Here is a 13,677-nt window from a genome sequence, read left to right on the forward strand (position 1 = left end):
CACGGTATGGGTGGTAGAAGCGGCCTCTTAGTTCACGTCTACGTAGTCACCGGAGGAGTTGCTGGGACCCGACGTGGTGTTGCCGCTGTAGCGCCAGCGCCACGCGCCGTCCTGGGAGGCGGTCACCGTGGTCTTCAGGTAACCGGTACTGCTCGCGGTGACCTCCTTGACCGTGGTGTACGTGCTGGATCCCGCGGGCTTGAACTGCAGCTTCACCAGTCGGCCGCCGTAGTTGTCGTAGCGGTGCAGGCTCCAGTTGGCGCGCTGCACGGTGCCGGTGACGGTGATCGGCTTGCCCTTGGTGACGGGCTCCGGAGAGGCGTTCATGTTCACGATGCGCGAGGCGCGCTGGAGGCGGACCGTCGCGGAGAGCAGGTCGTGGTCGAAACCGCCGCCCGGCTTGATGGCCGTGCCGTGGGTCTTCCAGGCGGTGGCATCGCTGTTGACGAGCTTGTTGCCGTTTCCGCCCGGCATGTTGTCGGGGTCCACGGTGATGGTCTCGTTGCAGTCGCGGAACGTGTAGCCGCCCGCGGAGGACTGGCGGCAGCCCCACCGGGTCGTGATGCCCGAGAGCTTGTACTCGTTGGTCCCGTAGGTGCCCCGGTACGCGTCGACCCACCAGCTGTCCAGCGCCACCTTGCTCTTCACCGTGTACGTCAACGGAGCCTCGACCTCGGCGCTGATGCCGACGACGATGGGATTGCCGTTGTTGAACACGACGTTCGAGAACGTGATGTCACTGTCGGCCGCGTGCGCGGCCGGCGCCGTGAGCCCCACGCCCGCGAGCGCCATGCCCCCGGCCGTCGCGACGGCGGCCACGCGCCGCAGAGCCGAAGATCTGTGCCGCTCCGAAGAAACGGCGGATACCGAAGTGTTCAATCCCCACCCCTGAAATGCTGAATGTGTGTGCGACGGGCCTGTGCCCGCCGCACGCACTTTAGATGATCAGGGGCGCCGCCTCTCAGGGCCGGCCGGACGGAGGGCGGCGCCCCTCGCGCGGCAGGGCGCCCGGGCCCGACGCCCGAACGGCGGTCCGGCCCCGCCGGAGATGCGTGACGCGTGCGTGGGCCGGGCGCCGTCCCACGGAGTCTCCGCCGCGTCCTCCTGAGGCCGGACGCCGAGGCCGGAGCCGGCAAGGCACCCTAAGGGCGTGACCTCACTTCCCCACCAGGGTCGGCACGGCCCCCGCGAGCACCACATGATCGTCAGTGGCGACGACGCACTCGCCCACCGGCTGGCCGCCGAACTGCGCGAGGTGTACGGGGAGGAGGTGACCCTCGTCGTGCCGCCCGCCCACGAATCGCGCCGCCCTCCCGAGCCCCTCGCGGGCCGTGGCCCCGGCCGGGCGTCCGCGCTCTTCGGGCGGGTGTCCGCCGTCATGAACCGCACCGCCGCCACACCCGCGGGCACCCCCGCCCCGGGCGCCGACGGCCGGCCCTCCGACACCGTGCGCGTCGTGGAGGCCTGGGAACTCGACGACCTCGCCCTGACCGAGGCGGGCGTGGAACGGGCCGCCGCGCTCGCCCTCGTCCACGACGACGACGAGACCAACATCCGCGCCGCGCTGACCGCCCGGCGGCTCAACCCCCGTCTGCGGCTGGTCATCCGCCTCTACAACCGCAAGCTCGGCCTCCACCTCGAAGAGCTCCTCGACCAGGCCGCCGCCCTCGCCTCGCCCGGACTCGACCCCGCCGTCCTGGACGCGGCGACCACCGTGCTCTCGGACGCCGACACCGCCGCTCCCGCCCTGGCCGCCACCGCCGTCGCGGGCACCAGCAAGGTCGTCCAGGCCGACGGGCTGCTGCTGCGCGCCGTCGAACGCACCCCGCCCGCCGACGGCGAGGTCGCCGGCCCCGGACTCTGCACGCTCGCGCTGCTCTCCTCCACCACCAGCAACCCGGCCGGCGCCGAGGGTTCGGACCGCGGCGGCGCGGAAGCGCCGCGCCTGCTGCCCGACGACCGCAGCGTCGCCGAAGCCACCGGCCGGGGCACCATCGTGCTCGAAGCGATCTCCCACACGGGTACGGCGCCGCCGCCCGGCCGGCTCGCGGGCCGCGGCCTGCCGCTCGCCGAACTCTTCTCCCGCCGCCTGCGGTGGGCGATCGCCGGCATCGCGACCGCCGTGCTCGGCCTCGCGGTCACGACCTGGGTCACCACCGACGAACCCCCGCTGCACGCCGCCTACGTCACCCTGCTCGACCTCTTCGCGATCAACGACCCCGCGGTCGACGCGCCGGTCGAGCGTCAGATCCTCCAACTCCTCGCGGGACTCGCCGGGATGCTGCTGCTCCCCGTACTCGTCGCCGCCGTGCTCCAGGCCCTCGGCGCCCTGCGCAGCGCCTCCGGACTGCGCCGCCCGCCGCGCGGCCTCTCCGGCCACGTCGTGCTGCTCGGCCTCGGCAAGATCGGCACACGCGTACTGGCCCGGCTGCGCGAACTCGACATCCCCGTGGTGTGCGTGGAGGAGGACCCCGAGGCGCGCGGCATCCCGCTCGCCCGCCGCCTGCGCGTACCGACCGTGATCGGCGACGTGACACAGGAGGGCGTACTCGAAGCCGCCAAGATCCACCGCGCGCACTCCATGCTCGCCCTCACCAGCGCCGACACCACCAACCTCGAAGCCGCCCTGTACGGCCGCTCGATCAAGCCGGACCTGCGTGTGGCCCTGCGCCTGTACGACGACGACTTCGCGACCGCCGTCTACCGCACCCTGCGCGCCGCCCACCCCCGCGCCCTGACCCGCAGCCGCAGCGTCTCCCACCTCGCCGCGCCCGCCTTCGCCGGGGCGATGATGGGACGGCAGATCCTGGGCGCCATACCGGTCGAGCGCACGGTGCTGCTCTTCGCCGCCGTCCAGGTGGCGGGCCTGCCGCAGCTCGAAGGGCGTACCGTCGCCGAGGCATTCAGCTCCGGCGCGTGGCGCCTCCTCGCCCTGGACACCGCCACCGAGGACCGCCGCAGCGACCTGAGCGCGACCCGGGCCGACGACGACGGCGCCGGCCGCGGCAGGGGCGCGGGGCGCCCGCCCCGCCTGGTCTGGGACCTGCACCCCGGCTACGTACTGCGCTCCGACGACCGCGTGGTCCTCGCGGCCACCCGCCGCGGCCTCGCCGAACTCCTCGGCCGTACACCCGCGTCGCGCACCGACGCGCCGGCGGGCTGAGGCGTCAGCGCGGCCCCAGGACGAACAGCGCGACGACGAGCAGGACCAGCAGCGCCCAGCCGAGCACCCCGATCCTCCGTCGCCGCGGGTTGCGTCCCTGGCGCCATGTGCCGGCTCCGTGCGGAGCGTCGTCTCCCATGGCAGCCCAGCATACGACCTGACGTCCCGGAGCTGCCGGCCCCTGTACGGCAGCTCCGGGCCCGCCCGTCGTTCCAGGCGGGCAACTCCCGGTGTATTGCCGTGTTCCGGAAATCTTTATGCTCTGTCCATGCCCGAGGGCCACGTCAAGGAGTCGTCGACGGCGCGTCAGGAAGCGTCGGGAATCCGGGGAAGTGCGTGACAGAGCGCGAGATGTCCGAGGACTATCTGGACGGCTATGCCCGGATCCTGGTGGAAGTCTCCGCCACCGGACGCCGTCTCACGCGGGACGAACTGGACTCGCGCCGCGCGCTCGGAGAACAGGCGGCCGAGGCGGGGCACGGCCTGCGCGCCCTCGTCGGCCTCCACCTGGCGGCCACCCGCGCCGCCTGGCCCGGCGCGTCCGCGGCGCCGGACCGGGTCCTGGCTGCCGTGGAACAGGCCGTCGACGCCTTCGCCGAGGGGTACGAGCGGGCCCAGCGGCTGGCCGTACGCCAGGAGGAGGCGGCCCGGCGCGAGTTCATCGACGACCTCCTCCACGGACGCAGCGACCTGGGCCGGCTCGCCGCCCGCGCCGAGCGCTTCGGCCTGCGGCTCTCCCAGGCCCACGCCGTCGCGGTGGCCGAGGGCGCCGAGACGTACGAGGACACCGACCACGTCACCCGCCGGGTGGACCACGAGCTCATCGGCCGCTTCGGCGACCGCCGCATCCTGCTCGCCACCAAGGACGGCCGGCTGATCTGCATCGTACCCGGGGACCAGACCGAGGTGCTCACTTACTTCGCCAAGCAGGCGCACGCCGCCACGGACGGCGGCCGCGTGGCGATCGGCCGCGTGCACCCGGGCGCGGGCGGCGTGGTCCACTCGTACGAAGAAGCCCTCAGCGCCCTCGAACTGGCCGACCGCATGGCACTCGACGCTCCCGTGCTGCACGCCGCCGAACTGCTGGTCTTCCCCGTCCTCACCCGCGACCGCCAGGCGATGGCCGACCTGGTGCTCAGCGCGCTGGGCCCGCTCAGACAGGCCCGCGGCGGCGCCGAGCCTCTGCTGGAGACGCTGAGCGTGTACTTCGATGCCGGCTGTGTGTCGGCGGAGGCCGCCCGGCGGCTCAGCCTGAGCGTACGGGCGCTGACCTACCGGCTGCAGCGCATCCACCAGCTCACCGGCTCCGACCCGGCCGACCCGATGCACCGCTACACGCTCCAGACCGCGGTGATCGGCGCACGGCTGCTGGAATGGCCCGCCAAGGAGATCTGACGCGGCGGATGGATACCCTGGGCGCCGTCGTGATGCAGGGCACCATGAGGAGAACAAGCGTGGCCGAGTCCGTCATACCGCCGCCCGACCCGCTGGCTCCCAGCGGCACGCCCCTCGGAGCGCCGCGGCGTGCGATCGTCCGGTGGTTCGCCGCTTTCGTCGCGTTCGTGGCCCTGGTCCACTCCAGCATGCTGCTGCTCTACGTCGCCACGGACTTCCCGCTCTCCAAGAGCTACCGGGAACAGGTCAACGGGTGGATGCGGCCGTTCTTCCCGCAGGACTGGAGCATCTTCGCGCCGGAACCCTCCAAGTTCAACCAGCACCTCGAGGTGCGCGCGAACACCGACGGGAAGTTCGGCCGGTGGATCGACCTCACCGCGCACGACAACGCGGCGTACCGGGGCGAGCTGCTCCCCAGCATCGAGGACCAGCTCGTACTGCGCCGGGCCGTGTCGCAGTACCGGACGAACGCGGCGCGCGAGAACGCCACCGCGGCCACCGGCCGCTCGGCGCGCTATCTGCTCAACGTGGTTCTGGTCAGGCTCGACGACATGGGGGAAGAACCGGGACAGGCCGTGCAGCTCCGCCTGAAGAGCACCCGCATACCGGCGCCCGGCTCCCGGCCAGGCGCCGTCGTGACGCGGCCGCAGTATCAGACCCTCGGATACTGGAAGGTCCGCTCATGACCGTACGCGCGGCGCTCGCCCTGGGCCTGGACTCCGCGGGCGGCCTCGGCCGCCGCGTCGCGGGCACGGCCCGGAAGCTGACCCTCCAACCGCTCGCCCCCTACAGCGCGGCCGCGATACGCATCGGCCTCGGCGGCCTGTACCTGATCCACCTGCTCCGCGAGTCGGTGCGCGCCGACCGCATCTGGGGGCCGGGCTCACCGTTCACCCCCGACCTCTTCGACCAGACCCTGAAGGCCCGCGGCCTGGACGGCGCCTTCTCCTGGTGGTACTCGCTCCTCGCCACCGACAGCGCGCTCGTCTTCTGGGCCTGGTACGGGCTCGCGATCGTGGCCAGCGCGCTGCTGATGCTCGGCTGGCGCACCCGCGCCACGGCCGTGGTCTTCTGGTTCCTCGTGGTGGCCTTCTACCTGCGCGGGTCCATGGCCAACAGCGGCTGGGCGCTGCTGAGTCTGCTGTTCGCCAACTACCTGCTCCTCGTCGCGTCGGGCCGTCACTGGTCGCTCGACGCCCGCCGCCGCGCCCGCGGGGCGGAGGCGGGGAGCGCGACGCCGCCGAAGCCGAAGCCGGTCTTCTGGGGCGCGGAGACGGAAGAACTCCGCCGGCGCCTGGTCACCGTCCTGCACAACGCCGGCATGGCGATGATCGCGCTCCAGGTCATGGTCATCTACGGTTCCGCGGCCATGTACAAGATCCAGGGCGAGTCGTGGCGCAACGGCACGGCCCTCTACTACTCGATGATGTACGACGACTTCTCGACCTGGCCCGAACTCTCGGCCTGGGTCGCGGGCCACGGCACCTTCGCGGCGCTCATGGCGTACGTCACCGTGTTCTCGCAGATGCTGTTCCCCGCCCTGGTGTTCAACCGGCGGCTCAAGTACTGCATCCTCGTCCTCATGCTCGGCACGCACGTCGGCATCGGTGTCCTGATGGCCCTGCCGATGTTCTCCGCCATCACGATCGTCGGCGACCTGGTGTTCCTGCCGACCACCTTCTGGCTCGCCGCGGCCCGGCTGGTGCGGACGGCGCGGGCGGCCCCGGAGAAGACGCCGCACGCACCGGTTGTGCCACCCCGGGAAGCGGTGGACGCCGAGGCCGGTTCATCGGCGTGACCCTGTGACCGGCCGGCCCCGTGACGCTCAGCGGCGGCCGGCCGGCAGGAGTTCGCCCTGCGCCAGGTCCTCGGCGAGCAGCCGCTTGGCGATCGCGTCGACGGCGGCCCGCAGTTCCTCGCTGTCCGGCCGCCCGCCGTCCATCTCCAGCTGGTCGCCGAGCCACCGCGACCACGCCGCGGTGATCACTTCGGCCTCGCGCGCGCCCGCCGGGGTGTGGGAGAGCAGGTTGCCGTCGCGGGTGAGGTAGCCCTCGTCCACCATCCGGTCGAAGACCGGCAGCAGCACCTCCGGCGGGACGTTGCGGCGGACGGCGATCAGCCCGAGGCTGGCATGTCCGACGAGGCGGGTGAGCAGCGCGACCTGCATGACCGCCCAGGCGCCCGCGATGTCGAGACGGGTGTCGGAGCCGCTGACGATCCACCGTGCCGTGTCGGGGCCCTTGGTCCGGAGGATCTGCGCGACGGACAGTTCGAGCAGGCCGGCCGAGTCACCGGTGCCGGGGGACGCGAACCCCTCGCCCATGTCGGTCGAGCCCGCGCGGGCGGTGTCGCGCAGCTTGACCTGCTTGAGGAACAGCGACACCAGGAAGCCCACGACCGCGACCGGGACCGTCCACAGGAACACCGTGTGCAGCGAGTCCGCGTACGCCTGGACGATCGGCTCCGCCTGCGCGGGCGGCAGCGTGTGCAGGCCCTCCGGGCTCTGCGCCACCTGCGTCAGGGTCGCGGGGTCCGCCCCGCCGCGGGCGGCCTCGGCGATGCCCGAGGCGAGGTTGGGGCGCAGCGAGTTGGCGTAGATGGTGCCGAAGACCGCCGTGCCGAACGACATGCCGAGCGTGCGGAAGAAGGTGACACCGGAGGTGGACGTGCCGAGGTCGGCGTACTCCACGGTGTTCTGCACGGCGATCGTCAGGACCTGCATGCACAGGCCGATGCCGGCGCCGAGCACGAACATGTAGAGCGACTCCAGCCAGGCGCTGGTCCCCGTCCCCATCAGGGAGAGCAGGAACAGGCCGACGCCCATCACCAGTGAGCCGACGACCGGGAAGATCCGGTACCTGCCCGTCCTGCTGACGACGCTGCCGCTGAAGACGGACGCGATGAGCAGGCCGACGATCATCGGGAGCGTCCGCACGCCCGAGACCGTCGCGGAGTCCCCGTCGACGTACTGGAGGTACGTCGGCAGGAAGATCATCGCGCCGAGCATCGCGAAACCGACGACGAAACTGAGGATCGAGCAGACGGTGAAGACGGGGTTGGAGAACAGCCGCATCGGGAGCATCGGCTCGACGGCGCGCGTCTCGGCGTAACAGAACAGCGCGAGCGCGATCAGACCGCCCGCGAAGAGCCCGATGATGACGCCCGAGCCCCAGGCGTACTCGTTGCCGCCCCAGCTCGTCCCCAGGATCAGCGCGCTCGCGCCGACCGTGACGAGCGCGATGCCGAGGTAGTCGATGACGGGGCGGCCCGCGGAGCGTACGGAGGGGATGGTGCGGGCTGCGGCGACGATCACGGCGATCGCGAGCGGGACGTTGACGTAGAACGCCCAGCGCCAGGTCAGATGGTCCGTGAAGAGGCCGCCGAGCAGCGGGCCGATCACGGTGGCGACACCGAAGACCGCCCCGATGGCGCCCTGGTACTTGCCGCGCTCGCGCAACGGGATGACGTCGGCGATCAGCGCCATCGAGGTGACCATCAGGCCGCCTGCGCCGATGCCCTGGAGCGCGCGCCAGGCGATCAGCAGCGTCATGTTGGCCGACAGACCGCACAGGAACGAGCCGGTGATGAAGACGACCGCCGAGACCTGGAAGACCAGCTTGCGGCCGAAGAGGTCACCGAACTTGCCGACGAGGACGGTGGCGACGGTCTCGGCCAGGAGGTAGGCCGTGACCACCCACGACATGTGCTCGGCGCCGCCGAGCTCCGAGACGATCGTCGGCAGGGCGGTGCCGACGATCGTCTGGTCCAGAGCGGCCAGCAGCATGCCGAGCATGATCGTCCCGAAGACGATGTTCCGCTGCCGTCTGTCGAGCACGGGCGGCGCGGAGGGCGCCCGCGCGGGGGTCGGGGCCGTGGCCGGGCTGGTCTCGTGGGTGGTGGTCACCCTTGCACCCTCACACCGGCGCGGGCGCCGCGCATGCGGTGACGTCCGTACGCCGTAGCGGCCGCCCCGCGGGGCCCGCCGCCCGGGTCGGGCCGCCCCGCACTGGGCAGACTCCAGCGACGGGCACTGTGGGCTGAGGGGGACGGCATGGCGGACTTCGCGGTGATCGGCGGCGGAATAGGCGGGCTGGCAACGGCGCTCTTCGCCACCCGGCGCGGCCACCGGGTGACGGTCTTCGAGCGCGACCCCCGCGCGCCGGGCGGCTCCGCCTCCAGCCTCGACGAGGACTTCTTCGGCCGGCGGCGGCCCGGCGTACCGCAGGCCGCCCAGCCCCACCTCATGCTCGGCGCCGCCCGCGCCGTGCTCCGCGCCGAGGCGCCCGACGTCTACGCCACGGTCATGCGGCTCGGTGCCCGCGAACGGCACGAGCTGGACTGGTTCGAGGAACGGCCCCCGGCCCGGCCGGGCGACGAGGACCTGGTGACGGTCCAGGCCCGGCGCATCGTCGTCGAGACGGCGCTCACCGAGGCGCTGCGGGCCGAGCCGCGAGCAGCCCTGCGCTACGGCGAGCCCGTCACCGGGCTCCTCGTCGACCCGTCGGCGGCCCCGCCCCGGGTCCGCGGCGTACGGACGGAACGGGGAGCGTACGAAGCCGAACTGGTGATCGACGCGGGTGGCCGCCGGTGCGCGTCGGGGGAGTGGCTGACCGGGGCCGGCTGCCGCCCCCCGGTGGTGGAGCGGCACCGTACCGGCATCGCGTACTTCTGCCGCTGGTACCGGTTGCCGGACGGGCGTCTCGACGGCCCCGCCCGGCCCTGGACCGTGTCCGGCGGAACCTTCGCCGGCTGCGCCGTCTTCCCCGCCGACAACGGGCTGTTCGCGGTCACGCTCTTCGTCCACACCGACGACCCGACGCGCGGCGCGCTGCGCGACCCGGCCGTCTTCGAGGCGGCGGCCCGCACGTTCCCGCCGGGGGAGGCGTGGCTGGAGCTGGGGGCGCGGCCCCTCTCCCCGGTTCTCGCGACCGCCGCACTCGACAACCGCTGGAGCGCGCTCGTCGACGAGCAGGGGCCCGTCGTCACGGGCATGGTCGGCGTCGGGGATGCCGTCACCCACACCAACCCGACCATCGGGCAGGGCATGTCGCTCGCCCTGTGGGCGGCCCGCCGGATCGCCCACGAGACGGACCGGGACCAGGGGCCGCGCCAGGGCCCGCGCCCCGCCCCGGGTTCGCCGGACTTCGTCGCCGAGCACTACGCCTGGGCGCTGCGGACCCTCAGGCCCTGGTTCGACTTCCAGGTCGTGACCGACCGCGCGATCGGCGAACGCTTCGTCGCCAGGGAGTTCACGGCCGGCCCCGCCCGGCAGATGGCGGCGCTCTTCGAGTGCGCCCGGGAGGACCCGGAGGTGATGCGGGCGCGCGCCAGGGTCCGGCACCTCGCGGCGTTCCCGGCCGAGGCGTACGGGGCCCCGGAGATCAGGGCGCGGGTGGCGGCCTGGCTGGCGGCTCACCCCGACTACGTACCGAGCGTGGTGAGCCCCGACCGCAGGGAGTGGGAGAAGATCACCGCGCCCTGAGATCACCGCGCCCTGACGATCACCAAGCCCTGAGGACGTCCGCGGGGCCGCGGCCCACCGGCTCCTCCGACTGGGCGTACGGTCCGCGCGCGGGCGGGCCCGCGCTCACGGTCCCGCGCCCGGCACCTCCGGCGGGCCCGGGGGCCGGTCCCGCGGGCTGTCCCCGGTGGCGCGCCCGGGCCGGTCCGGTGTGCGGCCCGGGTCCGACCGGCTTAGCGTGACGGACATGGACGATCACGACCACGGACCGGAAGACCTGCCGTACCCGCCGGGCCGGGCGAAGCACGAGGACGTGTGAGCGCCGTATGACCGAGGGACCGGGAGCGCAGGACGCGCAGGGAGCGCAGGGAGCGCAGGACGCGCAGGACACCGGCGAGGAGCGCCCCTCGCACGGCGCGCACGGCAGGCCGCCGACGGCCGCCGAGAAATGGGCGGCCTTCAAGGACTCGCCGTTCCTGCCCGCCCTCGTGCTGGTGTTCATCCTGGCCGTCGCGGCCGGGCTCTTCGCCGGCTCCTACACGTACACGATGGCCGACCCCACCCCGCGCCGGGTCCCCGTCGCCGTGGTCGGCGGCACCGGGGCGCCGCCCGCCCGGACGTTCGCCGCCGGCATGGAGGAGGCACTCAACGCTTCGCTCGTCCTGACCCCTTACGACACCGCCGCCGAGGCGCGCGAGGCCGTGAACGAGCAGGAGGAGTTCGCGATCGTGCAGGCCAGGGGCGACGCCGTGGAACTCGACGTGGCGGGCGCGTCGGGCGCCTCGGTCGCGCAGGTGCTCGCCGAGACCGCCGCGCAGGTCGGTGCGCGGACCGGCGTTCCGGTCGTGGTCAGGGACATCAAGCCGCTCCAGGAGGGCGATCCGCGCGGGCTCGCCCTCTTCTACATCTCGCTCGCCGCCGTCATCATCGGCTTCGTCGGCGCCATCCAGCTGAGCGTCCACGCCCGCGGGCTCAACCCCGCCGAACGGATCGCCTTCACCGTCGCCTACTCGCTCCTGGGCGCGTTCGCCATCGCCGCCGTCGTGGACTGGCTGCTCGGCGCGCTCGACCTGCCGTTCACCGAGTCGTGGCTGATCCTGGCGCTGACGATGTTCACCTCGGGCATGGTCTTCACGATGTTCAACACCCTCATGGGCCGCTGGGCGATGCTCCCCACCTGGGGCCTGATGGTGCTCCTCGGCAACCCGTCGTCGGGCGGCGCGGTGTCCTGGCCGCTGCTGCCGTCCGTACTCGGCCACATCGGCCAGTGGCTGCCCCCGGGCGCCTCGGTCAACGCCCAGCACACGGCCGTCTACTTCGAGGGCCACCAGCACCTCTTCCCCTTCCTGGTGCTGGCCGCCTGGGCGCTCGTCTCCTGCGCGGTCTTCTGGGTGTACCGGCACCGCCACCCCGGCGGACGCGGCCGCGCGCCTGCGCACGCGGCCGCACCCGCCGGGGCCTGAGACCGGCCGGACCGGATCCCGCTACAGCTGCTTGACGCGGATGTCGCGGTACGAGATCACATCGGTGGTCCCGTGGACCTGGAGGCCGATGTAGCCGGAGGCGTACCGCCGGCCGTCCGTCCCCGGGTCGTCACCGCGCGGCGGGTAGAAGTCCTGCCCGCCGTTGTTGTCGAACTCGTTGATCAGGACACCGTTGCGGAAGACCGAGTAGTGCTGGCCCTCCACCCGGATCTCGTAGTCGTTCCAGGTGCCCTTGGGGGTGACGCCCGCGCCGCCCAGGCCCACGCGGTCGAAGCCGTAGACCGAGCCCGTCTTGTACATGTCGCCGTCCGGGCGGTCCAGGATCTGCACCTCGTGCCCGTACTTGATGGCGACCCACTCCGGGCGCGTCTCCTCCGGGTGGTCGTGGACCTGCGGGAAGCGCACGAAGACACCGGCGTTGGCGTTGCCCGTGCCCGGTGCGTCGTCGCGCCACTGGAGCTTGAGCGAGAAGTCCTCGTACTTGCGCTCCGGGAACCACAGCATGCCCATGCCCGGCGTCGTGGTGGAGCTGGTCATCGAGCCGTCCGCGTTCAGGCCGAACGAACCGCCGCCCACCTGCTGCCACTTGGCGAAGGAGGACTGCGTGCCGTCGAACAGGTCGCGGTAGCCGGCCGTCTGGCCCGGCTTGCCGATCCCGGACTGCCTGGCCGCGCGGTAGATCTTCCGGTGCTCGCGGTCGTCGACGACCCCGTCGTACAGCAGCTTGTCGAGGACCTTGTCGACGTGCTTGAGGAAGAGCGCCTGGGAGGTCCACTCCCGCTCGTCCTCGATCAGCTCGTTGATGGTGCAGCGGCTGTTCGTGACGCGGTTCGGCACGCCGGTGTCGACCGTGCCGACGATGACCGTCAGCCGCTCGTCGTGCTCGGGGCAGTTCGGCGCGGGGACGCCGCCGCCCTCCGCGACCTGGAGCACCACCTGCCGGGCGGCTGAGGTGTTGCCCGCCTTGTCGGTGGCGCGGTGGTCGAGGGTGTGCCGGCCCACCCGGTCGACGATCACCGGTGTGGTGTACGCCAGGTACGGGCCGCCGTCGAGCGAGTACTCGACCTTGTCGACGCCCGAGCCGCCCGCGTCCGTCGCGGTCAGCGTCACCTTGGCGCTGGTGATGTACGCGCCGTCGGCGTTCTTGTCGCCGCTGACGGTCGCGGTGGTCTCCGGCGGGGTGGTGTCCCCGGCCGGCGGTGCGACGACCGTGAAGCCGACGGCCTTCTCGGCGGAGGTGTTCCCGGCCCGGTCGGTGGCCCGGTAGCGGACCGTGTGGGTGCCGGCCTCGTGGACCATGACCGGTCCCGCGTACGCCGTCCAGGCGCCGGTCGCCCCGATCGCGTACTCGATGGTGTTGACGCCCGAGCCGGTGTCGGAGGCGGTCACCGTGACCGTCGCCATGTCCAGGTACTGGCCCTCGGCGTTCTTCTCGCCGCTCACCGTCGCCGAGGTCTCCGGCGGGGCCTTGTCGTCCGTCGGCGGTGCGACGACCGTGAAGTCGACGGCCTTCTCGGCGGAGGTGTTGCCCGCCTTGTCGGTGGCCCGGTAGCGGACCGTGTGCGTGCCGACCTCGTGGACCATGAGGGGCGCGGTGTACGGGGTCCAGGCGCCGTCCGTCCCGATCGCGTACTCGATCCGCTCGACGCCCGAGCCCGCGTCGGTGGCCTCGACGGTCACCGAGGCGTGCCCGATGTACGCGCCGTCGGCGTTCTTCTCGCCCTCGGCCTTCGCCGAGGTCTCCGGCGCGGTGGTGTCCTCGCCGCCCGGCTCGGTGACGGTCAGGGTGCCCTGCATGGGGCCGTGGCCGGGGATGGTGCAGTGGTAGAAGTACCGGCCGGGCGTGAGGGTGACGGTGGCGGTGTGCTTGCCGCCCTGGTCGTCGTTGGGGTTGGCGAGGATGTTCAGCTGTACGTCGTCGTTGTACTCGGGGTCGGACACGCCGAACGTCAGCGTGTGCGGCATCCCGGTCGTGTTGCCGGTCGCCGCGCTGTTCTCGAAGACGATCGTCGTCTCGCCCGCCACCGCCGTCTTCGGGAACGTCAGATAGCGGTCGATCGGGTCGCCGGCGGTCCAGGTGAGCGTCTGGACGGGGGCGGCCGCTGTCCCCGCCCCGTCGTCCTCGCGCCCGTACGCCGCCGTCGACGTCAGTCCGAGGACCATCAGCAGGGCGG

The 13,677-nt window shown here is 72.6% G+C and carries 10 protein-coding genes; 6 read left to right on the plus strand and 4 right to left on the minus strand.

Annotation, left to right across the window (positions count from 1 at the left end):
• Window positions 1-27 precede the first annotated feature (27 nt).
• Complete coding sequence (locus tag ACWD0Y_RS03015) at window positions 28-819, minus strand: hypothetical protein (protein ID WP_450258730.1); 792 nt, start codon at window positions 817-819, stop codon at window positions 28-30.
• Between the two features lie 379 nt (window positions 820-1,198).
• Here ACWD0Y_RS03015 and ACWD0Y_RS03020 point away from each other — a divergent pair, with 379 nt between their 5' ends.
• A complete protein-coding gene (locus tag ACWD0Y_RS03020; protein ID WP_450258772.1) occupies window positions 1,199-3,163 on the plus strand; it encodes an NAD-binding protein in 1,965 nt (654 codons plus the stop codon).
• A gap of 4 nt (window positions 3,164-3,167) precedes the next feature.
• Here ACWD0Y_RS03020 and ACWD0Y_RS03025 read toward each other — a convergent pair whose 3' ends face one another.
• Window positions 3,168-3,302, minus strand: a complete 135-nt coding sequence (locus ACWD0Y_RS03025; protein ID WP_450258731.1) for a hypothetical protein — start codon at window positions 3,300-3,302, stop codon at window positions 3,168-3,170.
• 197 nt (window positions 3,303-3,499) lie between these two features.
• Here ACWD0Y_RS03025 and ACWD0Y_RS03030 point away from each other — a divergent pair, with 197 nt between their 5' ends.
• From ACWD0Y_RS03030 to ACWD0Y_RS03040, 3 genes are read left to right on the plus strand one after another with little or no spacing between them, the layout of a single operon-like run.
• A complete protein-coding gene (locus ACWD0Y_RS03030) occupies window positions 3,500-4,558 on the plus strand; it encodes a PucR family transcriptional regulator (RefSeq protein ID WP_450258732.1) in 1,059 nt (352 codons plus the stop codon).
• Between the two features lie 8 nt (window positions 4,559-4,566).
• Complete coding sequence (locus ACWD0Y_RS03035) at window positions 4,567-5,244, plus strand: DUF5819 family protein (protein ID WP_450258733.1); 678 nt, start codon at window positions 4,567-4,569, stop codon at window positions 5,242-5,244.
• The gene (locus tag ACWD0Y_RS03040; RefSeq protein ID WP_450258734.1) at window positions 5,241-6,356 is read left to right on the plus strand and encodes an HTTM domain-containing protein; all 1,116 of its coding nucleotides are present in this window, start codon (window positions 5,241-5,243) and stop codon (window positions 6,354-6,356) included. Before ACWD0Y_RS03035 ends, ACWD0Y_RS03040 begins: the two co-directional genes overlap by 4 nt.
• 27 nt (window positions 6,357-6,383) lie before the next feature.
• Here the strand turns inward: ACWD0Y_RS03040 and ACWD0Y_RS03045 are convergent, their stop codons facing one another.
• A complete protein-coding gene (locus ACWD0Y_RS03045) occupies window positions 6,384-8,462 on the minus strand; it encodes a DHA2 family efflux MFS transporter permease subunit (RefSeq protein WP_450258735.1) in 2,079 nt (692 codons plus the stop codon).
• A 147-nt stretch (window positions 8,463-8,609) separates the two neighbouring features.
• Between ACWD0Y_RS03045 and ACWD0Y_RS03050 the strand changes: the two genes are divergently transcribed.
• Both ACWD0Y_RS03050 and ACWD0Y_RS03055 read left to right on the plus strand, forming a co-directional pair.
• Complete coding sequence (locus ACWD0Y_RS03050) at window positions 8,610-10,040, plus strand: FAD-dependent oxidoreductase (protein ID WP_450258736.1); 1,431 nt, start codon at window positions 8,610-8,612, stop codon at window positions 10,038-10,040.
• A 305-nt stretch (window positions 10,041-10,345) separates the two neighbouring features.
• Entirely contained in the window at window positions 10,346-11,482 is a 1,137-nt protein-coding gene (locus tag ACWD0Y_RS03055) for an ABC transporter permease (RefSeq protein ID WP_450258737.1), read from the plus strand.
• Between the two features lie 21 nt (window positions 11,483-11,503).
• On the opposite strand, the gene ACWD0Y_RS03060 is transcribed toward ACWD0Y_RS03055, so the two are convergent.
• Window positions 11,504-13,666, minus strand: a complete 2,163-nt coding sequence (locus tag ACWD0Y_RS03060; RefSeq protein WP_450258773.1) for an OmpL47-type beta-barrel domain-containing protein — start codon at window positions 13,664-13,666, stop codon at window positions 11,504-11,506.
• Between the last annotated feature and the right edge of the window lie 11 nt (window positions 13,667-13,677).

The organism is Streptomyces altiplanensis, from assembly GCF_053591575.1.